This window comes from Pseudoalteromonas aquimarina (genome assembly GCF_049257255.1).
Lineage (GTDB): Bacteria > Pseudomonadota > Gammaproteobacteria > Enterobacterales > Alteromonadaceae > Pseudoalteromonas.
Genome location: NZ_JBMMUG010000001.1, coordinates 641,742 through 664,005 on the forward strand (window position 1 = coordinate 641,742; position 22,264 = coordinate 664,005).

21 protein-coding genes are annotated in these 22,264 nt (G+C 39.8%); 7 read left to right on the top strand and 14 right to left on the bottom strand.

Annotation, left to right across the window (positions count from 1 at the left end):
• Positions 1-42: 42 nt before the first annotated feature.
• Both AAEU29_RS02935 and ggt read right to left on the bottom strand, forming a co-directional pair.
• Positions 43-1,737, bottom strand: a complete 1,695-nt coding sequence (locus AAEU29_RS02935; protein ID WP_421971985.1) for an NAD-dependent malic enzyme — start codon at positions 1,735-1,737, stop codon at positions 43-45.
• A 184-nt stretch (positions 1,738-1,921) separates the two neighbouring features.
• The gene (gene ggt, locus AAEU29_RS02940; RefSeq protein WP_421971986.1) at positions 1,922-3,661 is read right to left on the bottom strand and encodes a gamma-glutamyltransferase; all 1,740 of its coding nucleotides are present in this window, start codon (positions 3,659-3,661) and stop codon (positions 1,922-1,924) included.
• 66 nt (positions 3,662-3,727) lie between these two features.
• Here ggt and rrtA point away from each other — a divergent pair, with 66 nt between their 5' ends.
• Entirely contained in the window at positions 3,728-4,318 is a 591-nt protein-coding gene (gene rrtA / locus AAEU29_RS02945) for a rhombosortase (protein WP_421971987.1), read from the top strand.
• Positions 4,319-4,352: 34 nt separating this feature from the next.
• On the opposite strand, the gene AAEU29_RS02950 is transcribed toward rrtA, so the two are convergent.
• Complete coding sequence (locus tag AAEU29_RS02950; protein ID WP_421971988.1) at positions 4,353-6,830, bottom strand: S9 family peptidase; 2,478 nt, start codon at positions 6,828-6,830, stop codon at positions 4,353-4,355.
• Between the two features lie 320 nt (positions 6,831-7,150).
• Between AAEU29_RS02950 and AAEU29_RS02955 the strand changes: the two genes are divergently transcribed.
• Positions 7,151-7,444 (top strand): hypothetical protein, encoded by a 294-nt coding sequence (locus AAEU29_RS02955; RefSeq protein ID WP_372768903.1) that lies wholly within the window; start codon positions 7,151-7,153, stop codon positions 7,442-7,444.
• A 30-nt stretch (positions 7,445-7,474) separates the two neighbouring features.
• Here the strand turns inward: AAEU29_RS02955 and AAEU29_RS02960 are convergent, their stop codons facing one another.
• Positions 7,475-8,620 carry a 5-(carboxyamino)imidazole ribonucleotide synthase gene (locus tag AAEU29_RS02960; RefSeq protein WP_421971989.1) on the bottom strand — a complete coding sequence of 382 codons (1,146 nt, stop codon included), beginning with the start codon at positions 8,618-8,620 and terminating at the stop codon, positions 7,475-7,477.
• Position 8,621: 1 nt separating this feature from the next.
• Entirely contained in the window at positions 8,622-9,104 is a 483-nt protein-coding gene (gene purE / locus AAEU29_RS02965) for a 5-(carboxyamino)imidazole ribonucleotide mutase (protein ID WP_274760157.1), read from the bottom strand.
• Positions 9,105-9,317: 213 nt separating this feature from the next.
• On the opposite strand from purE, the gene AAEU29_RS02970 reads away from it, so the two are divergent.
• Positions 9,318-9,521, top strand: a complete 204-nt coding sequence (locus AAEU29_RS02970; protein WP_421971990.1) for a hypothetical protein — start codon at positions 9,318-9,320, stop codon at positions 9,519-9,521.
• Between the two features lie 30 nt (positions 9,522-9,551).
• Here AAEU29_RS02970 and htpX read toward each other — a convergent pair whose 3' ends face one another.
• From htpX to bioB, 5 genes are all read right to left on the bottom strand, one after another.
• Entirely contained in the window at positions 9,552-10,412 is an 861-nt protein-coding gene (gene htpX / locus AAEU29_RS02975; protein WP_038641523.1) for a protease HtpX, read from the bottom strand.
• Between the two features lie 133 nt (positions 10,413-10,545).
• On the bottom strand, positions 10,546-11,232 hold the full coding sequence (gene bioD, locus AAEU29_RS02980; protein ID WP_421971991.1) for a dethiobiotin synthase: 687 nt from the start codon (positions 11,230-11,232) through the stop codon (positions 10,546-10,548).
• Positions 11,229-11,987 (bottom strand): malonyl-ACP O-methyltransferase BioC, encoded by a 759-nt coding sequence (bioC, locus tag AAEU29_RS02985; protein WP_421971992.1) that lies wholly within the window; start codon positions 11,985-11,987, stop codon positions 11,229-11,231. The genes bioD and bioC overlap by 4 nt, the downstream gene beginning before the upstream one ends.
• On the bottom strand, positions 11,984-13,114 hold the full coding sequence (locus AAEU29_RS02990) for an aminotransferase class I/II-fold pyridoxal phosphate-dependent enzyme (RefSeq protein WP_421971993.1): 1,131 nt from the start codon (positions 13,112-13,114) through the stop codon (positions 11,984-11,986). The genes bioC and AAEU29_RS02990 overlap by 4 nt, the downstream gene beginning before the upstream one ends.
• Complete coding sequence (gene bioB / locus AAEU29_RS02995; RefSeq protein WP_421971994.1) at positions 13,115-14,155, bottom strand: biotin synthase BioB; 1,041 nt, start codon at positions 14,153-14,155, stop codon at positions 13,115-13,117.
• A 96-nt stretch (positions 14,156-14,251) separates the two neighbouring features.
• On the opposite strand from bioB, the gene bioA reads away from it, so the two are divergent.
• Complete coding sequence (bioA, locus tag AAEU29_RS03000; protein WP_421971995.1) at positions 14,252-15,529, top strand: adenosylmethionine--8-amino-7-oxononanoate transaminase; 1,278 nt, start codon at positions 14,252-14,254, stop codon at positions 15,527-15,529.
• Positions 15,530-15,545: 16 nt separating this feature from the next.
• Here the strand turns inward: bioA and AAEU29_RS03005 are convergent, their stop codons facing one another.
• Positions 15,546-15,977 carry an AAA family ATPase gene (locus AAEU29_RS03005; protein ID WP_421971996.1) on the bottom strand — a complete coding sequence of 144 codons (432 nt, stop codon included), beginning with the start codon at positions 15,975-15,977 and terminating at the stop codon, positions 15,546-15,548.
• Positions 15,974-16,321: a hypothetical protein gene (locus AAEU29_RS03010; RefSeq protein ID WP_421971997.1), complete on the bottom strand. Its 348-nt coding sequence runs from the start codon at positions 16,319-16,321 to the stop codon at positions 15,974-15,976. The genes AAEU29_RS03005 and AAEU29_RS03010 overlap by 4 nt, the downstream gene beginning before the upstream one ends.
• A 169-nt stretch (positions 16,322-16,490) precedes the next feature.
• On the opposite strand from AAEU29_RS03010, the gene asnS reads away from it, so the two are divergent.
• Positions 16,491-17,888, top strand: coding sequence for an asparagine--tRNA ligase (gene asnS / locus AAEU29_RS03015; RefSeq protein WP_421971998.1), 1,398 nt, complete (start codon positions 16,491-16,493; stop codon positions 17,886-17,888).
• A 269-nt stretch (positions 17,889-18,157) separates the two neighbouring features.
• On the opposite strand, the gene AAEU29_RS03020 is transcribed toward asnS, so the two are convergent.
• A complete protein-coding gene (locus AAEU29_RS03020; RefSeq protein WP_421971999.1) occupies positions 18,158-19,084 on the bottom strand; it encodes an electron transfer flavoprotein subunit alpha/FixB family protein in 927 nt (308 codons plus the stop codon).
• Positions 19,084-19,833 (bottom strand): electron transfer flavoprotein subunit beta/FixA family protein, encoded by a 750-nt coding sequence (locus AAEU29_RS03025; RefSeq protein WP_421972000.1) that lies wholly within the window; start codon positions 19,831-19,833, stop codon positions 19,084-19,086. The genes AAEU29_RS03020 and AAEU29_RS03025 overlap by 1 nt, the downstream gene beginning before the upstream one ends.
• 169 nt (positions 19,834-20,002) lie before the next feature.
• On the opposite strand from AAEU29_RS03025, the gene AAEU29_RS03030 reads away from it, so the two are divergent.
• Both AAEU29_RS03030 and AAEU29_RS03035 read left to right on the top strand, forming a co-directional pair.
• Positions 20,003-21,649 (top strand): electron transfer flavoprotein-ubiquinone oxidoreductase, encoded by a 1,647-nt coding sequence (locus tag AAEU29_RS03030; RefSeq protein WP_421972001.1) that lies wholly within the window; start codon positions 20,003-20,005, stop codon positions 21,647-21,649.
• A gap of 119 nt (positions 21,650-21,768) precedes the next feature.
• Positions 21,769-22,245, top strand: a complete 477-nt coding sequence (locus tag AAEU29_RS03035) for an acyl-CoA thioesterase (RefSeq protein ID WP_372768879.1) — start codon at positions 21,769-21,771, stop codon at positions 22,243-22,245.
• The last annotated feature ends 19 nt before the right edge of the window (positions 22,246-22,264 follow it).

The window sequence follows — 22,264 nt, forward strand, 5'->3', positions numbered from 1 at the left end:
CAAAAAAAGCCCTGCAGTTGCAGGGCATTTTTATATCTTGATTTAAATGCTTACACGCTTATAGTCGCGGTATTCAGGTAACCAATAATTCTTTTCAATTAAACTTGCTAGCTTTTCATCTGAAATTTCAAGCGCAACGTTTTGTTCAATTGCCTTTTTAGCAACGTTAAAGGCAATTTTCTTAGAAAGGGCTTCAACCTGCGTTAATGGTGGTAACAAGCTACCTTCACCTGTATTTGCACGTGGTGACGCAGCAGCTAAGGTTTCACTTGCAACCATTAGCATTTCATCAGTAATTCGCTTAGCACCTACAGCAACAACACCCAAACCAATGCCAGGGAAAATATAACTGTTATTACATTGTGGAATAACATGCTCTTTACCATTAAAGCTAACAGGTTCAAATGGGCTTCCTGTTGCAACAATTGCTTCACCGTTTGTCCAAGCAATCACATCTTCTGGCATTGCTTCTACTTGTTTAATTGGGTTACTCAGTGGGAAGATAATTGGTTGCTCACTTCCTTGGTGCATAGCCTTAATAACTTGTTCAGTGAATAAGCCTGGCTGGCCTGATACACCAATTAGAATATTTGGTTTTGCACAGTGCATAACATCGAGTAACGATGCATAGTCACCGCTAAAGGTCCAGTCACTTAAAGCGTCTTTCTTCTGCGTTAGGACTTCTTGGAAATCTCGTAGGTCGCTCATACCTTCGGTCAATAAGCCAAAGCGGTCAACCATAAAGATTTGTGAACGAGCCTGTGCTTCACTGATACCTTCGCTTACCATTTGCGCAATGATCTGCTCTGCGATACCACAACCTGCTGAACCTGCACCAACAAACACTACTTTTTGTGATGAAAGGGTTTCACCTTTAACGCGACACGCAGCAAGTAATGAACCTACTGTTACCGATGCAGTACCTTGAATATCATCATTAAAACTACAAATCTTTTCTCGGTAACGCTGTAGTAACGGCATTGCATTTGGCTGAGCAAAGTCTTCAAATTGCAGCATCACATTTGGCCAACGACGTTTCACTGCGTTAATGAATAAATCTAAAAATTCATCATATTGTTCTTGTGAAATACGCTTATGGCGACGACCCATATACATAGGATCGTCAAGTAATGTTTGGTTGTTAGTACCCACATCAAGCATTACAGGTAAGGTATATGCTGGGCTAATGCCGCCCACAGCGGTATAAAGTGATAATTTACCAATTGGAATACCCATACCACCAATACCTTGGTCACCTAAACCAAGAATACGCTCACCATCAGTCACTACGATAACTTTTACTTTACCTTTGGTAGCGTTACGTAAAATGTCATCAATGTTATGGCGGTCTTCATACGAAATAAATAAGCCACGGTGTTTACGGTAAATATCTGAGAAACGCTCACATGCTTCACCTACCGTTGGCGTGTAGATAATAGGCATCATTTCTTCTAAATGATCACGCACTAAACGGAAGAAAAGCGTTTCATTGGTATCGTGGATAGCACGTAAATAAATATGCTTATTCAGATTGTTTGTGAAGCTTTTATATTGTTGATAACAACGTTCAACTTGCTCTTCAATTGATTCAAAGATTGGCGGTAATAAACCCGCTAAGTTAAATTGTTCACGTTCACGTTGACTAAAAGCACTGCCTTTATTTAACAGCGGTGTTTCAATCAGCGTTGGCCCTGCATACGGGATATACAAGTAATTCTTTTGTGTGTGTTCTGTCATTATATTCTTGGTGGTGTGTTGTAATAGCTTTAATTATTAAACTAAAGTTTAAAAATGCAAAACTATAAGATAATTAACGGATAATTGAAAACATTATCTAAGCAGCAATAAGTTAAAGCAATGGTTGATGCGAAGAATTAACCAAGTTTAACTTATTACTAGCATTTTATTTACGTGCTTTGGTTTATTGCCCTAAAGCAATGCCCTCTCGGCGAGGATCGGCTGCGCCAAGTAGTTTATCACCCTCAATCATCACAGCATGAATACCCGAATTTAAGTCGCGAATAACTACCGTGTGGCCTTTTGCTTCAAGTGCCGGTTTTAAGCTTACGATATCAGAGTCTTTTTCTAACGTGGTTACACGATTGCGGTTTGTAATATTTGCAAGTTCAATTGCTTGTTGCGGTGACAAACCAAAATCTAAGATGCCAACTAGCGCTTTAGCCACATAGTTTATAATGCGTGAACCACCCGGTGAACCAATTACTAATTTTAGCGTGCCATCTTTGTTAAACACCATTACCGGTGCCATAGAAGAACGTGGACGTTTATTAGGCTCAACACGATTTGCAACTGGTTTACCATCAATTTGTGGGTTAAATGTAAAATCTGTAAGTTGGTTGTTGAGTAAATAGCCATTCACCATTAGTGCGGAGCCAAAACCCATTTCAATGGATGTTGTCATAGACACAGCATTTCCGTCAGCATCGACAATCGATACATGCGAGGTATTAGGCTGTTCATAATTAACTTGTGCTACTGACCAGTCAGTTGAAAAATCACCCGGTAATGCACGCCCCATATCCGATTTATTAATGAGCAAGCTACGCTCTTTTAAATACGCAGCGTTTAACATATTTTCGGTAGGTACTTTTACAAAATCAGGGTCTGCGATGTAGAAGTCTCTATCTGCAAACGCCAATCTAGACGCTTGTGTAAAGGCATGTACAGAGTCAACATCCCAATTTTCTTTTAATGGCGCATTACTTTGTTCTAACAGTGCCATAATCTGTAACACGGTAATGCCACCAGAACTAGGGGGTGCCATTGAACACACGTTGTAAGCTTTATAAGGTGCACATACAGGCTTGCGTTCAACACTAAGATAGTTAGCAAGATCTTGCTCTGAAATAGTGCCAGGCGCAATATCTGACTTGGTCACTGTGTTTACTAGTTGTTTGGCATTATCACCTTGGTAAAATGCCAAAACGCCTTTTTCTGCTATTTCACGATATAGCGCTGCTAACTCGGGGTTTTTCTTAACTGTTCCGGCTTTTAACGGCTTACCATTTGGCATAAAGTAAGCTTTGGTTTTATCAATTAAAGAAACACCTGGGTTTATTTTAAGGCTAACAAGCTTTTCTAATCGCGGGGATACAATAAAGCCGTTTTCACTTAACTTAATTGCATCAACAAACAGTTCTGACCAAGCTAATTTACCATAACGGCTATGTGCCTGATTAAGCGCTGCAAGAGCGCCAGGTACCCCTACTGAACGACCGCCAACAACCGCTTCAATCCAACGAATAGGTTTACCCTTATCATCTAAGAAGAGTGATTCAGTGGCTTTTGCAGGTGCGGTTTCACGGCCATCAAAGCTCGTCAGATGTTGCTGTGATTTATCAAAATGCATTAGAAATAAGCCACCACCAATACCCGATGATTGCGGCTCTACTAAGGTTAGTACTAATTGCACGGCAATAGCAGCATCAACCGCACTGCCGCCTTTTGCAAGCACTGCAGCTCCTGCTTCAACAGCATAAGGGTTTGCTGCAGATACCATGTATTTGTGGGCGACAACCTGCTGTTTTTCAGTTAAACCGGTATTAGCTTCTGGCTCACCGACAATCGTTGCGAAAGTATTGAGTGAAACGAGGCTTGACGCCAAAATTACGCGCGAGAGAGTTTGTTTTAATTTTTTCATAATTATGGAATCTATTTATTTGTGATAATCTTACCTACATTTAATGCCTATTAACACCTATCACTTATGTTAAACCTGCCATTTGATAAACGATTTATCTCTGCCCCAATTATTTTAATACTTACCGCCCTTATCATTTTCGCGACGCCGTTAAGTGAATTGTTCGAATATAACCGTGCCCTATTTGTCAAAGGCGAATATTGGCGCATTGTAACGGGTCATTTTAGCCATTCGAATAGCTACCATTTAATGCTTAATTTAGCGGGTGTTGTTCTTATTTGGGCACTACACGGCGAATATTATGACAGTAAAAAATATGCCTTAGCGTTATTACTCCTGGCACTTTACACCGGTGGTGGTATCTATATTTTCTACCCAGAAAACACCCTGTATAACGGGCTTAGCGGTGTTTTGCATGGCCTAATTATTATCGGTGCGTTAATCGATTGCCAAAAAGGCATGAAAACGGGCTACTTACTATTTATTGGTGTGTGGCTAAAAATTGCGTGGGAGCAATATTCTGGTCCAAGTGCTGAACTTGGTGAACTAATAGAAGCACGAGTGGCGATTGAGGCACACTTAATCGGTGCAATTTCAGGGATTTTTGTTTATGCAAAAATCAATCGGCACGCTCTGCGTCAACAACTAACTCAATAAAAAAGGCCGCTGAGCGGCCTTTTTTCTGTTTAAATTATAAGTTCTGTTCAAATAACTTATAAATGCGACGATATTCATCCAACCAACTTGATGGTTGTTTAAAACCATGTGGTTCTACAGGGTAAATCGCCGTTTCATAATTTTCTTTTTCAAGTTCAATAAAACGTTGTACCAAACGCACTACATCTTGGAAAAACACATTATCATCAACCATTGGCGCATTGATCAGTAATGGCTTTTCAAGCCCTTCTGCAAAATAAATTGGCGAGCTACGCTTATACGCAATTGGATCAACATCAGGATGGTTTAGGATATTTGATGTGTATGGGTTGTTATAATAAGCCCAGTCAGACACAGGACGAAGTGCAGCGCCCGCTTGGAATAATTCAGGACGCGTTAACAACGCCATAAATGTCATAAAGCCACCATATGAGCCACCATAGGTACCCACGCGTTCTTTATTTACATTGGCATTATCTGCCATCCAGTTTACACCATCTGCCAAATCTTCGATTTCTGGTTTACCCATATGACGATAAATCGCGGTGCGCCAATCACGGCCATAACCTTTAGACGCTCGGTAATCCATATCCATTACCACATAACCCTGCTCTGCAAGGAAAGAATGGAACATAAATTCGCGGAAATAACCTGACCAACCTAAATGAGAGTTTTGTAAATAACCTGCACCATGGTTAAAAATAACCGCTTTACGTGCTTTGCCTGTCTCACCTTCTTTATAATCACGCGGATAATACACTTTTGCGTAAATTGGCTGCTCTGTATTGCTCGATGGCACCGCAACCACTTTTGGTGCAATAAGTTGGGTATTTAAAAACTTTTCAGAAACAGTATTTGTTAAACGCGTCACCTTTTCGCCATCAACATCTGATACATACAGTTCTGGCGGTAACGCTAATTTAGAATGTGTCAGTAATAACTTTGATTCATCTGGGCTTAACTGGTAATCCGTCATCCCATTTAAATCTGTTTGAGCACTACTTTCACCTGTGGTCAGATCTAATTTATAAATTTCATAAATGCCAGGGTGTTTCTTATTTGCTTTGTAAAAAATAGATTGGCTATTACGCGCTTGTGTTAATTCTGAGACAACAAACTGACCTTTAGTAAGTTGCTTAGCTTTACCCTTTAGCGGTTTTGTATAAATGTGGCTATAGCCTGACTCTTCAGACAAATAATAAAGCGTATCGTCTTGCTGATTTAACCAGCCAAAGTTGTTGTAAGTGTAATTTACCCATGCTTTGTCATGTAGGCGATGTTGAGATACAAGCGTGTTTTGCTTGAAATCAACGGTAGCTATCCAACGGTCTTTATTGTCAAACGCCTCTAGCATTACTGCCACTTGAGAGCCCGATTGATTCCATTGAATTGCACTTTGTGACCAGCCCCAGTCCATCATTAAATTAATATGACGTGGCGCGTTTTCAGATTTGTACGTTTTACCCTCTGCTTTTGCATTTTCAGCTTTAACATCCGCTAAAACATCTTCGTCAAAGCCAGGTAATGTATCAAACGGCAAAATTGTTTGCGTGTTTTCTTCTAAATTGATAAGAATAAGTTCAGAACCAGATGGTTTTGTATCCGCTACGCGACGACGTACTTTTTCAGCAACAATTTCACCGTTTTGACCAATATAATTTGGCATAATATCGCCATCATCACGCCAAGGTTTGCTTTCACTAATAACCGTGATTAACTTATCACCCGCAGGTGATAAAACCGCACTAACAATACGATTACCTTTACCAAGGTAATAGGTATCGTTCATGATGCTGTTATTTTGCTCAGTAAGACGTTGATTATAACTTTCTTTATCTTTTGAGTTTTTATGGGTAAGTGCCACAAAATCAATAAGTTTATGTTGCTCTTTTGCAATGTAGCTAGATGGCTCAGCAACCCCTTTTGGTTTGTCAGCCGCTTTTAATGCAACAATTTGCTGACGCATGCCAGATTCAACATTTACTTTATAAAAACTATCTTTAACACGGTAAGACAATTCACCCGATGTTAAAAATTGAAGCTGAGATGCACTATCGTCAGTTAAGGTTAATTGCTTTAACTGGCCGCTTGACTGCTCTAACGCAAAGATATTCCCTTTGAAAGTATAAGCAACCCATTTGTTATCTTGGCTAAATGTAAGCTGTTTTGCACCAAGTGTATGTAGTTTATCAAGGCTGACTAATTGCCCATTGCCTTCACCACTAAGTGATTTTGTGAATGTATCTCTTAACTCATTGCCTGCTTGTTTACGCGAATAATGAACCGCGTTTGAATCAAGCGACCAAAATGCACGTTCAGGCTGACGACCTAACCAATCAGGATGTGCCATAGCTTGTTTAAGTGTGATTGTTTCAGGTCCCTGGTGAGTTGTTGTTTCAACAACGGTTGGGAAAGTTTGTGATGCTTGTTGTTGTGTTGAATCGGTTGTTTTACAACCTGTTAAACTGATACATGCAGTAACAGCTAACGCGATAAGAGATTTATTATACATGGGTATTTTTTTATAGTTTAAATTAACTCAATTAAATCAAACTACATTGCAAATTAAAACTGTTCTTATCGTTTAAATATGTCATTTTGACGATTACATTTGTAGCAAAAAAAAAAGGCCAACGAGGTGTTGGCCGAATACTCTGCGCTAGCAATTTAGGTCGAAACGAAATGATTAATTGTCGTTTCATAGTAATAGACCGTGCCCATTTCAAAATAGTTCAAAATTTATTCAAAATTTATTCAAATAATTTAAATTTATTTCTCAAACTTGCAAGCCATTGTCTACCTTTAACATATACGGAAGAAGGTTAACCTGTTATGAGCAAATTTAGATTACGCATTTATCGCGGACCTGATAAAACAAGTATGGCTAAATGGCTTAAACAAGATGAGCTTGCTAACTGGTCTCGCTATCAACATTTTTATTGCGATGGCAATGAGTCAATTATCTCACTTGATATTGGTGACTTTTGGCAAAATATGCTGCGCAATAAACAAACCCATTACGAGCAAGGTTTAAAAGGGCAAGAGCGATTGTTGCAAGGCAAATACATTTCTAATGCAACAGTGCCTTTTTATGTTGAAGTGGATATACAAAGTGAAACAAACTGACACATGAGTTGTGTCAGTTTGTTTGTCGAATTATTTACTTAGTAGCTTTGCACGTGCTGCAACACCTGGATAGGCGTCTTCTGGTAAATAATTTGCAAGCTGTGCTAACTTTTCGCCAAGTTCTTTATCACTGTTGGCAACAACGTTAATGTGGCCCATTTTACGACCCGCACGAACACCTTTACCATACCAATGACTAGTTACACCTGGAACAGTTAACACTTCTTTTGGAATGTCAGCTTGACCAAGCACATTGATCATCGCACTTGGACCAATCATCTGCGTATCACCTAACGGTAAATTAGCAACTGCGCGAAGATGATTTTCAAACTGACTACATACCGTACCTTGCTGAGTCCAATGGCCAGAGTTATGAACACGCGGTGCAATTTCATTCACCATAAGCTCACCATCAACATCGAAGAACTCAATAGCAAGCACACCAACATAATCCATTTCTGCACTTAACTTATTAAATGCGTCTAATGCTTGAGATTGAATGCCAGCATCCATGTCTGAAGCAATTGATAATGTCAGTACACCGTTTGTGTGCTCGTTTTCAGTAACAGGATAAACAGCGGTATTACCTTGTTTGTCGCGTGCACCAATAACAGACACTTCACGGTTAAATGGGATCATTTTCTCAGCAATAATGGTATGCGGAAAATCAACTGTACCACTTGCAATAAATGCCGCCATTTCTGACCAAATCTCATCCACATTTGAATCAGCTTTGATACGCCATTGCCCTTTACCGTCGTAACCTGCTTGGCACGTTTTAATTACAAGTGGCAACTCTAACTTAGCAATAGCCTCGTCTAAATGTGCACGTTCGGTAATTAATTGGTATGGAGCGCAGTTAACACCGGCTTTATCAAGTAACGCTTTTTCGATACTGCGATCACCGCCTGCTTTAATAGCATTTTTACCAGGATAGAATTTGCCACTTTGGCAACAAAGCGCAAGCACATCATCAGGTATGTGCTCAAATTCTGCGGTAATTGCATCACTCTCGGCAATTGCCGCTGTTAAATCTTGTTCATATACGTGTAATGTCAGTGGGTGAACTACCTGTTTAGTTCCAACATCATACGCTTTGATATTTAAATTAAGTGGTGCACCAGCTAAGCTCATCATACGTGCTAACTGGCCTGCCCCTAACACTAAAATATTCATATTACTCTGCTGGATTTGGGTTCGCTAAAACAGTTTCTGTTTGGTTCTTTCTGAACTCATCAATTTTTGCTAGTAACTCAGGCTGTTGGCAACCTAAAATTTGTGCTGCAAGTAAACCTGCGTTAGCTGCACCTGGTTCACCAATCGCCAAAGTACCCACCGCAACACCTTTTGGCATTTGGCAGATTGAAAGAAGTGAATCAACACCGTTAAGTGCTTTTGATTTAACTGGCACACCTAAAACAGGAAGACTTGTAAAGGCTGCAGCCATTCCAGGAAGGTGCGCTGCACCACCGGCGCCAGCGATAATCACTTTAATTCCACGCTCAGCAGCAGTGCTGGCATAATCGGCTAATAACTGTGGCGTACGGTGAGCTGAAACCACTTTTGTTTCATACTTAACACCGAATTTATCAAGCATCTCGGCAGCATGTTGCATGGTAGGCCAATCTGATTTTGAACCCATAATAATGCCAACAGTCATAGTCACTCCTTATCGTTAGGCACTTAATTCACACTATAAATGCTGCTGAATACGCCTCATTTACAGTGTGAAATATAAAATTTTTGATTTCGCGATGTGGGATTGCGAGTTGCGAATTATCCAATAATCGCGGGGTTTTCTCAATTAAAAACTGTGAATTAACGCCATGCTAAGGTAAATTACGCCAATCGTTTTTAATCGCTAGGGGGTTAGATGACAAAATTCAAAGTAATCCCACCTACCACAACTGTTTATTGCAAACAGCGCGGCGAAGGTTGGACATTAACAGGCATTACAGATATTGACGAAAATACATCGGTGATGTTTGGCGGTACGCGGTATACCATTCCGGCAAAAGAAATTATTGAAACGCTTTTGCCTAATCAAATCGAACGTGAAAAACAAAAAGGCGCCTAATGGCGCCTTTTTAGTGTATGTTCACATAGATTATTTTAACGCATTAATACGTGCATCTAACGGCGGGTGTGAACTCATTAAGTCCATTAACCCTTTACCCGATGCGATACCAAACGCCATCATCGACCCTTCAAGTTGTGATGGGTGATTTACTTTTAAACGCTCAAGTGCAGCACGCATTTTATGTGCGCCCACTAAATCGGCTGCGCCCTTGTCGGCTGCAAATTCACGTTGACGGCTGAAATACGCAACAACAAAGCTTGCTAAAATACCGAATAACACTTGGAAAATCATATCGAAGATAAAATAAGTCCAAGAACCACCCGACTCTTCTTCATCGCTATTTAGGAAATTATCTACAATTCCTGCTAACACCTTAGAAATTGCAATTACAAAGGTATTCACCACACCTTGGATAAGTGTCAGGGTTACCATATCGCCATTTGCAATGTGTGATACTTCATGAGCAAGCACGGCTTCTGCTTCGTCTTGACTCATATTATGTAAAAGGCCTGTGCTTACTGCGACAAGTGAATTATTTTTACTTGGCCCCGTTGCAAATGCATTCATTTCAGGGCTGTCGTAAATTGCCACTTCTGGCATCGCAATATTGGCTTTTTTTGCTTGTTCTGCAACACGGTCAACTAACCACTTTTCAACATCTGAACGTGGTTGCTCAATTACGTGTGCGCCAGTTGATTTTTTAGCCATCCATTTCGACATAAACAGTGAAATAAATGAGCCACCAAAACCAAATAATGTAGCAATAAGTAAAATACCACCTAAGCTACGGTGCTCTATACCCAGTACTGACATAATCACTGACAGTACAATACCTAACACTAGCATTACCGCTAAGTTAGTAATTAAAAACAGAACGACTCTTTTCATTGTTACCTCAAAACGTGTTTTCTACTGCTTTATATAGTGTCAATAGCGCTAGATTCAAGATAAATTTACAAAATGACACAAATATTATTGGTTACTAAATACAGCTTAAAATTTATGTGAAATTGATTTAAATTCAGTTATCTAGTTTCAGTACTGTATTCAGTTCTTTATACACTTGAAGCTTAGGTTTTTCATTTTGAGTATTCGGTGCGATTGCTAGTAACGGGCAATCTAGTCGCGCTTTTAATGTTGCGAGATTTTCATCTTGCTCAAGCATATGCTCATCAACATAGTTTGCTATCCAACCAACACATTTTGCGCCACTTTGTTTAATATGACTCAATGTGAGAAGTGCATGATTTAAACAACCAAGTTTTAAACCGACCACCATAATCACAGGTAATCCTTCATCAGCAACCCATTCTGATAACAAGTCAGTGTCATTTATTGGCAGCGCCCAGCCACCTGCTCCTTCCACGATAAGATGATCAAGTTCTTGCTGGTTTAACACTTTAAGGTGCTGCGACAACTCTGCTTTGCTAATGGTTACACCCACCTGTTTAGCTGCAATATGCGGGGCAATAGGTGGTTCAAAAACATAAGGGTTAATTAATTTGTATGGTAATGCAACATTACCTGATTCCATCAATGTTAACGCATCTTCATTTACCAGTTCACCAAATGCACGCTCTGCACCTGCAGCGATTGGCTTAAACCCTGTCACTGCTTTTTGAAATTGTTTAATGTATTTAATTAAAAGGCTAGACACATGAGTTTTACCTACTTCTGTATCAGTGCCTGTTATAAATATTGATTTCATTTTTCTATCACTATGTAAGCAACATGATAGCTAACCGGAAACTGCGATTGCTCTTTTTTATAGTTAGCTAATAATGTTTTATATTTTTCTTTGCCCATTAAACCAGTCGATTTTTCACCGCTATTCACTTTATGGTTAGCACCAATCTCTTTAATCGAGTTAAGTGCCTCTTTTGCTGTTTCGTAAAATACTTTGTGATGACAAAAGCTCGTTGAAATACGTTTAAACGCGGTTTGTTTTAACGCAGCTTCGATGTCATTTTGTGACACAAACTGATTGATATGGCGTTTTGAATCAACTGCTGCAAAGGCGTTTATCATCTCACTCAGCGTGCCGTCAGCCACTAAACTAAAATGCGCTCGCCCACCCGGTTTCAATACAGCATAAAGTGATTGAAATAGTGCTGGTAAATTGCTGCTCCACTGCATTGCAAAATTACTAAAAACCAAGTCAAAACTATTATTTTTGAACGGTAAGTTATCCATATCAGCGCACACGCTTGGTGTCACTTGTTGTTGTAACATCGCTTGGCTTAAGTCCATACTGATCACTGTGTTGCAGCGTTTTTTAAGTTCAAACGAGTTAACAAACGGGCCACAACCTAAATCAAGGGCGACGCCATAATCAGTATCTAATGATTTAATTAAGATATCAGCTGCCTGTTTTTGTACATGAGCATGATTGTGATACCGCTCTGCTGCTTTTGAAAAATGCTGCGCAGTTATCTTCTTTTGGGCGTTTAATAGTTGGCTCATAACGTCTTTAGACCTGTTACAAGGTGGTTTATTAACTGGTCAATATCATCTTGCTGATGCGCTGCTGTTAACGTAATTCTTAATCTTGCTGTATTATGCGGCACAGTTGGTGGCCTAATTGCCGTAAGCCAAATACCCTTTTCTTTCAAATAACCACTCAGATTTAAACACGCTTCACTGTCGCCTAACACCAGAGGTTGAATGGCACTGTTTGAAGGCATTAATGCTAATTTATGCTCTGCTGCAAGGTCTCTAAAATACTGAATATTGTGTTGCAGTTTTTGACGTTCAATTGTTGCATTGTACACCTGCTGCAAGCGCACATAAGTTGCGCTAGCAAGCCACGGTGACATTGCTGTTGAGTAGGTGTAATCTCGATTAAATTGCACAAGATAATTTGCAACTTCTTTACTACAAAGCACTGCTGCACCACTACTTGCACACGCTTTGCCAAAGGTAATAATTAAAATCTCAGGCTTAATTTTAGTCGCACTACCGAGACCATTTTCACCTATCACACCAAATGCATGGGCATCATCAATCATTAACCACGCATTATGTTCAGATGCTATGGTTGCAAGGTCTTCAATTGGGGCGTTATCGCCATCCATTGAAAACACACCTTCACTTACAATCAGTTTGTGTTTAGCTTTTGATTTTTCTAAACGGCGATTTAAATGTTTAAGGTCGTTATGATTAAAACGTGTATTGGTCGCACTTGCCGCTAAACCACCGTCAATTAAACTGGCATGATTAAGCTTATCTTGAAATATTTCACTCTCAGGTGCATTCATTAAGCTTTTTAGCACACTGGCATTGGCACTAAAGCCTGAATTAAACAGTAAACACGCATCGTATTTAAGTGTTTCTGTTAAATACTGCTCTAATGCTAAATGTGCGTGTTGATAACCCGTCACTAACGATGAGCTAGTACTGCCAAGTTGTGATTCAATTGAATTGATAGGCGCTTGGCTGAGTGCTAAATAATCGTTCGATGCAAAGTTTAGGTATTCACGCCCCTGGTACGTTAAAGTACGCGGCCCTACCTTATCAAACGCAATTCGTGTGCGGTATAAAGACACTTGTTTGCGTTCAACAAGTGCCTTTTGAATATACTCAAACGCCATTTATGCTGGGTAAAATAGTTCTGAGGTTTCTTTATCAGCAATTGCAGATTCAAGCGATGCGGCATAGGCCTCATCAGAATAATCTACAACACTTTCAGGCGACATACCCAACTTTTTAATAAGCATCATGTCGCTGTCAGCTTCTGGGTTATCGGTAGTTAATAACTTATCACCGTAAAAGATTGAGTTAGCACCAGCAAAGAAACACATTGATTGCATTTGCTCGTTCATCGCTGTGCGACCTGCACTTAAACGTACATAACTCTTAGGCATCATAATACGCGCTACCGCAATGGTACGAATAAACTCAAAGTGATCTAAGTCATCAACATTTTCAAGCGGTGTACCTTTTACTTTAACTAGCATATTAATTGGTACACTTTCTGGTTGTTTTGGTAGGTTGGCTAATTGCATTAGTAAGCCGTAGCGGTCTTTTGCTTCTTCACCCATACCCACAATACCACCAGAACATACTTTCATACCTGCATCACGCACATGATCGAGGGTATCTAAACGGTCTTGGTAAGTACGTGTAGTAATAATCTGCTGATAATATTCAGGCGATGTGTCTAAGTTATGGTTATAGTAATCAAGACCTGCATCTCTAAGTGCATGCGCTTTATCGTTATCAAGCATACCTAAGGTCATACAGGTTTCTAAGCCAAGTTCTTTTACTTCTTTAACCATTTTTTCAATGTATGGCATATCACGATCTTTAGGATCAGACCATGCTGCACCCATACAAAAACGTGTTGCGCCTTTACTTTTAGCAATACGTGCTTGCTCAACAACTTTTTCTACTTCCATTAAACGTTCACGTTCAAGATCTGTTTTGTAATGACCTGATTGCGGGCAATACTTACAATCTTCTGGACAGGCACCAGTTTTAATCGAAAGTAATGTCGAAATTTGTACTTTATTTGGATTAAAGTTTTGACGGTGCACACTGGCTGCTTGAAAAAGCAGGTCGTTAAACGGCATATTAAATAACGCTTTTACTTCACTAAGCGTCCAATCATTACGAACCTGTGCTTGTTCCATGGAATTCTCTTTTTTAATTGTTTCTCGAACTTAATTTCGCTAGTCTACGCAGCAACTCTTAATTGTCAACCAAGCAAGCAACAACAAGGTTTACATTTGAATATTAATAATACAATCGATTTGAATTTTGATAAAAATCACTTGTGGCACCCCTACACTTCAATGATAAACCCATTGCCGGTATATCCCGTAACACATGCCGATGGCGTTCACATTTACCTTGAAAGCGGTGAAAAATTACTCGATGGTATGGCATCTTGGTGGAGTGTGCTCCATGGCTATAACCATCCAGAGCTAAATAAAGCAATTAAAGATCAAGTTGACCAAATGAGCCATGTAATGTTTGGCGGGTTAACCCATCGTCCCGCGGTTGAACTTGGTAAAAAGTTAATTGAAATAACGCCCCCGTCGCTTACTCGTATCTTTTTTGCCGATTCAGGCTCAGTTGCTGTTGAAGTTGCCATTAAGATGGCTATGCAATATTGGCAAAGTAAAGGCATTAAAACAAAAAATAAGCTAATGGCGTTAAGTAAGGGCTATCACGGTGATACGTTTGCTGCAATGAGCGTTTGCGACCCTGTAAACAGCATGCATTCTTTGTATAAAGGCTTTTTACCAGAGCATTATTTTGTGCCAGCGCCCACAAGCCGTTTTAATGACGCGTTTGATGAGAGTGAAATTAAGGTACTCGAACAGCACTTTGCTGAGCACCACAATGATGTAGCGGCATTTATTCTTGAACCAATCGTGCAAAATGCCGGTGGTATGAACTTTTACCATGCTGATTATTTAAAGGCCGTAAGAGAGCTTTGCAACAAATTTAACGTGCTTTTAATTTGTGATGAAATCGCTACTGGTTTTGGTCGTACAGGCAAAATGTTTGCCGTTGAACATGCTGATATTGAGCCTGATATATTGTGTATTGGTAAAGCAATTACTGGTGGCTATATGACATTATCGGCCACCCTTACCAGTGACAAAATCGCGCTTGGGATCAGTGAAGGCGAAGCTGGCGTAATGATGCATGGCCCAACTTTTATGGCAAACCCATTAGCATGTGCAGTGGCCAATAAAAGTATAGAGTTGTTACTTAAAAGTGAGTGGCAAAACACTATTTTGCGTATTGAAACTTGCTTGAAAACTCATTTAACACCACTTGCCAGATATGACTCAGTAGCCGATGTGCGAATTCTTGGCGCAATCGGTGTTGTTGAGATGAAACACCCAGTTGATGTTGCGGCAGTACAAAAACACCTTATTTCAAAAGGTGTTTGGCTTAGACCTTTCGGTAAACTAATTTATATGATGCCGCCGTATGTAATGCAGGATGAAGAGTTAATTCAAATTATCGATGCAATCAAAACACTGCTGTGATGGCTTCATTTATGGCTTACCATTCAAATTGGTAAGCCATTTTGTTAATTGTTTTAAGCGGAACTTTGTGAATATTACGCTGGTAATATAAATGCTGCATCGCTTTGTCTTTTATCTCACCCACCACCACTTCTTTCACTTGATAGCCAAGAGCATGTGCAGCCTCAGCGTAAGCAGCAAATTCCCATTTTTTAATATTGGTATTATCCAAAATCACTAAAGGAATTTGTTGACTAAGCGCTCGAATAAATCGCGCTAGGTTAAGGTTGTGATATTCACTTAACTTCGCTTTATCAAAACGGTATTCACCATCGGTAATAAAAAAGTCGTCGGTAGAGCACACAACAAATTGTGCCTCATCACCCTTTACCATTTCATCACACAAGTTGTGTGCGTAATGGCTTTTCCCAGAGCCCGGTAGCCCTCTTAAAATAAATACTTGTTTCATTTAAATACAATAACCAATAAACAAATAATGCAAACAATTAATAAACTAATCTGGTTTACGCCAATACTGTCTTGTGAGCGACGATTGTAATGTTGGCGTACAAAAAGCGAAATACTCGACATAATACCAGTTAGTATCAAAAAAAGAATCAGCAGGTTGCGAGGTGTAACTAGCCAATGGTCACGATATTCCATACCAAAATAGCGGATAACCCCATATTCAAGTTCGGGGCGCGCATAATGAAACATTATTAATGCGAGTATAAAAAAGAACCAAGCAGTAATAGACAATGCATGGATAACAAATTGTCGAACACTCTTGTTTTTGCGCCTTTCTGTACTCATATTACTTTTCGTGAATGAAAATTAGCTATTTTGTTAGCTTATTACCAATTAACGCTAAATTTGCTGTTTTTTTATTTTTCTTTCACAGGTAAGATAACAAACTTTCTTAGCGCATGCTAAGTGAGAACAAAAAGAATTTTATTTAGGCATTTTAATCATTGGAGTGAAAATGAGCCATATAGCTATCACAGATCTTTTGAAAGGTCGTGTAGAAGTAGGTGCAACCGTTACTATTAAAGGTTGGATCCGTACACGTCGCGATTCAAAAGCAGGAATCTCTTTCTTAGCCGTTCATGACGGTAGTTGTTTCGATCCTATTCAAGCTGTGGTACCGAATTCGCTCAATAATTATGATGAAGTGACTAAATTGACTGCAGGTTGTTCTGTTTCTGTGGTTGGTACAATCGTTGAATCACAAGGCCAAGGCCAATCATTTGAGATTCAAGCTGAATCAGTTGAGGTTCTTGGTTGGGTAGAAAACCCAGACACTTACCCAATGGCAGCAAAGCGTCACAGTATTGAATACCTACGTGAGCATGCACATTTACGCCCTCGTACTAACATTATCGGTGCGGTAACACGTGTACGTAACTGTTTATCGCAAGCAATTCACCGTTTTTACCACGAGCGTGGCTATGTGTGGATCTCAACACCAATTATCACAGCAAGTGACTGTGAAGGTGCAGGCGAAATGTTCCGCGTATCTACATTAGATATGCAAAACTTGCCGCTGACAGATAAAGGTGACATTGATTACAGTGAAGATTTCTTCGGTAAAGAAGCGTTTTTAACGGTATCTGGACAACTAAACGGTGAGACTTACTGCTCTGCAATGTCAAAAATTTATACTTTTGGCCCAACATTCCGTGCAGAAAACTCAAATACATCTCGTCACTTAGCTGAATTCTGGATGGTAGAGCCTGAAGTTGCATTTGCTGATCTAAACGATATTGCTGCACTTGCAGAAGACATGCTTAAATACGTATTTAAAGCAGTTCTTGAAGAGCGTCGTGATGACATGGAATTCTTTGCACAACGAGTAGAGAAAACCGCTATTACTCGTCTAGAAGATTTCGTTGAAAAAGACTTCGCGCAAGTTGACTACACAGATGCCGTTGAAATCTTAAAAGGGTGTGGTAAAAAATTCGAATTCCCTGTTGAATGGGGTGTAGATTTACAATCTGAGCACGAGCGTTACCTTGCTGAAGAGCACTTTAATGCACCTGTAGTTATCAAAAACTACCCGAAAGACATCAAAGCATTCTACATGCGTCAAAATGAAGACGGTAAAACAGTAGCAGCGATGGACGTAGTTGCACCTGGTATTGGTGAAATCATCGGCGGTTCTCAACGTGAAGAGCGTTTAGACGTATTAGATGCACGTTTAGAAGAAATGGGCTTAGATAAAGAAGACTATTCTTGGTATCGCGACTTACGTAAGTACGGTACGGTTCCTCACTCAGGTTTTGGCCTAGGTTTTGAACGTCTTGTAGCTTACGTAACAGGTATGGGTAACGTACGTGACGTTATCGCATTCCCGCGTACAAAAGGTTCAGCGACTTACTAAAATTATATGATTTAGTTTGTGAAAAACCGGCTTTAAATGCCGGTTTTTTTTATGCCAATTAATAACCTAAGAACAGTTTTATAAGGTAACTAATCAGTAATTGAATATATATGGCTATAATGTCCTCTAGCTCACAAGGCTAAAATACATCGAGATACTGATGTAATGAGATACTCGAGATAGATAAAAGAGTTAACTCTCATACACATTCCTATAAAAAAGCCTTGTTAATAACAAGGCTTTGAACAACTGGAATACTACTTAACGTTTTATAATGAAGCTTCTAACTCAGGAAGTACGTCAAATAAGTCTGCAACTAGACCATAGTCAGCCACTTGGAAAATTGGCGCATCAGGATCTTTGTTGATTGCAACAATGACTTTAGAGTCTTTCATACCTGCAAGATGCTGAATTGCACCGCTAATGCCAACAGCGATATAAAGCTGCGGCGCAACAATTTTACCCGTCTGCCCTACTTGCATATCATTTGGTACAAAACCCGCATCAACAGCGGCACGTGAAGCACCAATTGCTGCGCCTAATTTGTCAGCGATACCGTTTAATAAAGCAAAATTTTCACCATTTTGCATACCACGACCGCCTGAAATAATTACATTGGCAGCAGTTAACTCAGGGCGCTCACTTTCTGTTTCTTGCTGTGAAACAAAGCTGCTTAAGGTATTTTCTTTAACAGCGTCAATTGTTGATACAGCAGCTTGCGCTTGTTCACCTGCAACATCAAACGCACTCGAGCGCACAGTTACAATGTGTTTATCTTCAGCGCTTTGAACTGTAGCAATTGCATTACCTGCGTAAATTGGGCGCTTAAAGGTATTTTCATCAATCACATCGATAATATCTGAAATTTGCACTTTATCTAATAGCGCTGCTACACGTGGCATAAAGTTTTTGCCCGTTGTAGTTGCTGCTGCAAATATATGCGAATAGTCGCCAGCAAGTTCAACAACTAAATCAGCTAAGTTCTCAGCAAGTTGATGCTCAAATGCTGCATTATCAGCGACAATTACATTTGAAACGCCTTCAATTTTACTTGCAGCTGCAGCAACTTCTGAAACATTAAGACCAGCCACTAAAACTGTGATCGATTTACCTAATTTTTGAGTTGCTGAAACAACTTTAGCTGTGTCGCTTTTAAGCACACCATGTTCGTGCTCTGCAATAATAAGTACTGACATTAGATCACCTTCGCTTCATTCTTAAGTTTTTCAACTAGCGTTGCTACGTCTGCCACAATTTCACCCGCTTCACGTTTGCTCGGCTCTTCTACTTTTATTGTTGTAATACGAGGCGTAAGATCAACACCAAGATCTGCTGCACTTATTACTTCAAGTGGTTTGCGTTTTGCTTTCATAATGTTTGGAAGCGTTGCATAACGCGGCTCATTTAAGCGAAGATCAGTTGTTACTACGGCAGGTAAGTTAACTGCAATGGTTTGTAAACCACCATCAACTTCACGGGTTACATTTAACTTGTCACCCTCTACAACCACTTCTGATGCAAAAGTCGCTTGTGCACGACCTGTAAGTGCCGCAAGCATTTGACCTGTTTGGTTATTATCGGAATCGATCGCTTGCTTACCTAGAATAATTAATTCTGGATTCTCTTGTTCAACTACTTTTGCTAATAACTTTGCCACGTGCAGAGATTCTAAACGTGCATCAGTTTCAATCTGGATAGCTTTATCAGCACCAAGAGCAAGTGCTGTACGAAGTTGCTCTTGGCATGCTTTATCACCAATCGAAACAACCACAACTTCAGTTGCTTTGCCTGCTTCTTTAATGCGGATTGCTTCTTCTACCGCAATTTCACAAAATGGGTTTAACGCCATTTTTACATTGTTAAGATCAACATCGCTATTGTCGGCTTTTACGCGCGCTTTTACGTTATAGTCGATCACACGTTTGACCGGAACTAGGATTTTCATAACCTCTCCTTTAATGTTTACGCGTACGTAAACCTAGGTAAACATATTTAGTCGTTATTTGGTTTTAAGGCTACTTCCTGTTGACGTAAACGTCAACCTAAAATATGCTAAAGCCCATCACAGGATATTTGTTTAACAAATACCAGCTTAATTCAACAGGGGCATAATCATGGTAGAACGTGAAACCATGGAGTTTGACGTAGTTATTGTAGGCGCAGGGCCTGCAGGCTTATCAAGCGCTATTAAACTGGCACAATTAGCACAAGAAAATGAACAAGAGCTAATGATTTGTGTCGTTGAAAAAGGTTCAGAGGTCGGAGCACATATTTTATCCGGTGCCGTATTTGAACCTCGTGCATTAAATGAATTACTGCCAAATTGGCTTGAATTAGGTGCACCGCTCAAAACCAAAGTTACACAAGATGACATTTATTGGTTTGGCAGTGAAACTTCAGCAAGAAAGCTACCCTCTTTTGCAACGCCTAAAACATTTCATAACGAAGATAACTTTATTGTCTCTATGGGTAACGTTTGTCGTTTCTTAGCTGAACAGGCTGAAAGCTTAGGTGTTGAAATTTTCCCAGGATTTAGCGCGCATTCATTAATTGTAGAAGATGGCACTGTTAAAGGCATTATCACAGGCGATATGGGTGTTAGTGAGTCTGGTGAGCAAAAAGACAGTTTTATGCCAGGTATGGAACTTCGCGCAAAATACACCATTTTTGCTGAAGGTTGTCGTGGTCACTTAGGTAAAGAGTTAATTAGCACCTTTAAGTTAGATGACGGCAAATCACCACAACACTATGGTCTTGGGTTTAAAGAGATTTGGGAAATCCCAAGCGAGCATCATAAACCTGGTTTAGTAGTACATGGCGCTGGATGGCCACTTGATAAAGACACAGGTGGTGGCTCTTACATGTACCATGGTGATGATAACCAAGTAGTTGTTGGTTTAATTATCGATTTGAACTACAGCAATCCCCATCTTTCACCATTTGATGAGTTTCAACGAATGAAACATCATACAATTTTTGCCGACACACTTAAACACGGTAAACGCATCGCTTATGGTGCACGAGCAATCGCCAAAGGTGGCTTAAACTCACTACCAAAAATGACCTTTCCAGGTGGTGTATTAGTTGGCTGTAACGCTGGTACGCTTAATTTTGCCAAGATCAAAGGTAATCACACCGCAATGAAATCAGGCATGCTGGCAGCTGAAAGTATTTTTGCAGCCATTTCATCGGGCAGTGAGCACACAGAATTAAGTGATTTTGAAACGCGTTTTAAAGAGTCATGGTTATACCAAGAGCTTGATAGCAGCAAAAACTTTGGTCCTGCAATGCACAAGTTAGGTAAATTTTTTGGTGGTATGTATAACACTATTGATCAAAACATCTTCAATGGAGCTTTACCATTTAGTTTTAAAGATGAAACACCAGATCATGCATGCCTTGAACCTGCAAGTCGCCATAGCGAGATTAACTATGCAAAACCAGATGGTGTTTTGAGCTTTGATAAACTGAGTTCAGTGTTTTTATCAAACACTAACCATGAAGAAGATCAACCATGCCATTTAAAACTGGCAGATATGAATATTCCTCTTGCTAAAAACTTAACAGATTATAATGAACCTGCTCAGCGCTATTGCCCTGCAGGTGTTTATGAAATCAATGAAGTAGAAGGAAAACAGGCCTTTGTGATTAACTCGCAAAACTGTATTCATTGTAAAACCTGCGATATTAAAGATCCGAGTCAAAATATCACATGGGTAACACCTGAAGGTGCTGGTGGCCCTAACTACCCTAATATGTAATTTTCCAATTGTATTTGTCAAAGGCATGCAAACATACGTTTTCATGCCTTTTTTATTACTTGTTAAAAGCCTTTTTTTAGCTAATACTCAATAAACAACATACTGATTATCAAGTAATTATGAGAAAAGATAACGTAACTTTTCGCTTTTTAGCGGAGCCTACTGATGTTAACTTCGGTGGTAAAGTCCATGGTGGCATCGTGATGAAGTGGATTGACCAAGCAGGATATGCCTGTGCAGCACAGTGGAGCGGCCATTATTGTGTCACAGTGTCGGTTGCAGCAATAAAATTCCATCGCCCTATTTTGGTGGGTCAACTGGTTGAAGTAGAGGCTAAAATTGCAAACACTGGCAAAACCAGCATGCAAATATTCATAGCGGTACGCTGTGGCGACCCTAAAACCGGGCAAATGGTGGAATCTAATAATTGCATCATTAATTTTGTAGCCACAGATCAAGCAGGCTATCCAGTGCCAGTACCCGCATTTGAAGCGAAAACAGCCGATGAAAAACGTATTCAAAAATACGCACAAAAAATGAAAGAAATGTCACTACAAGCTGAAAAAGTATTCGAACAAGAAATGAAAGAAGAATAATATCAATCACATTCAAATA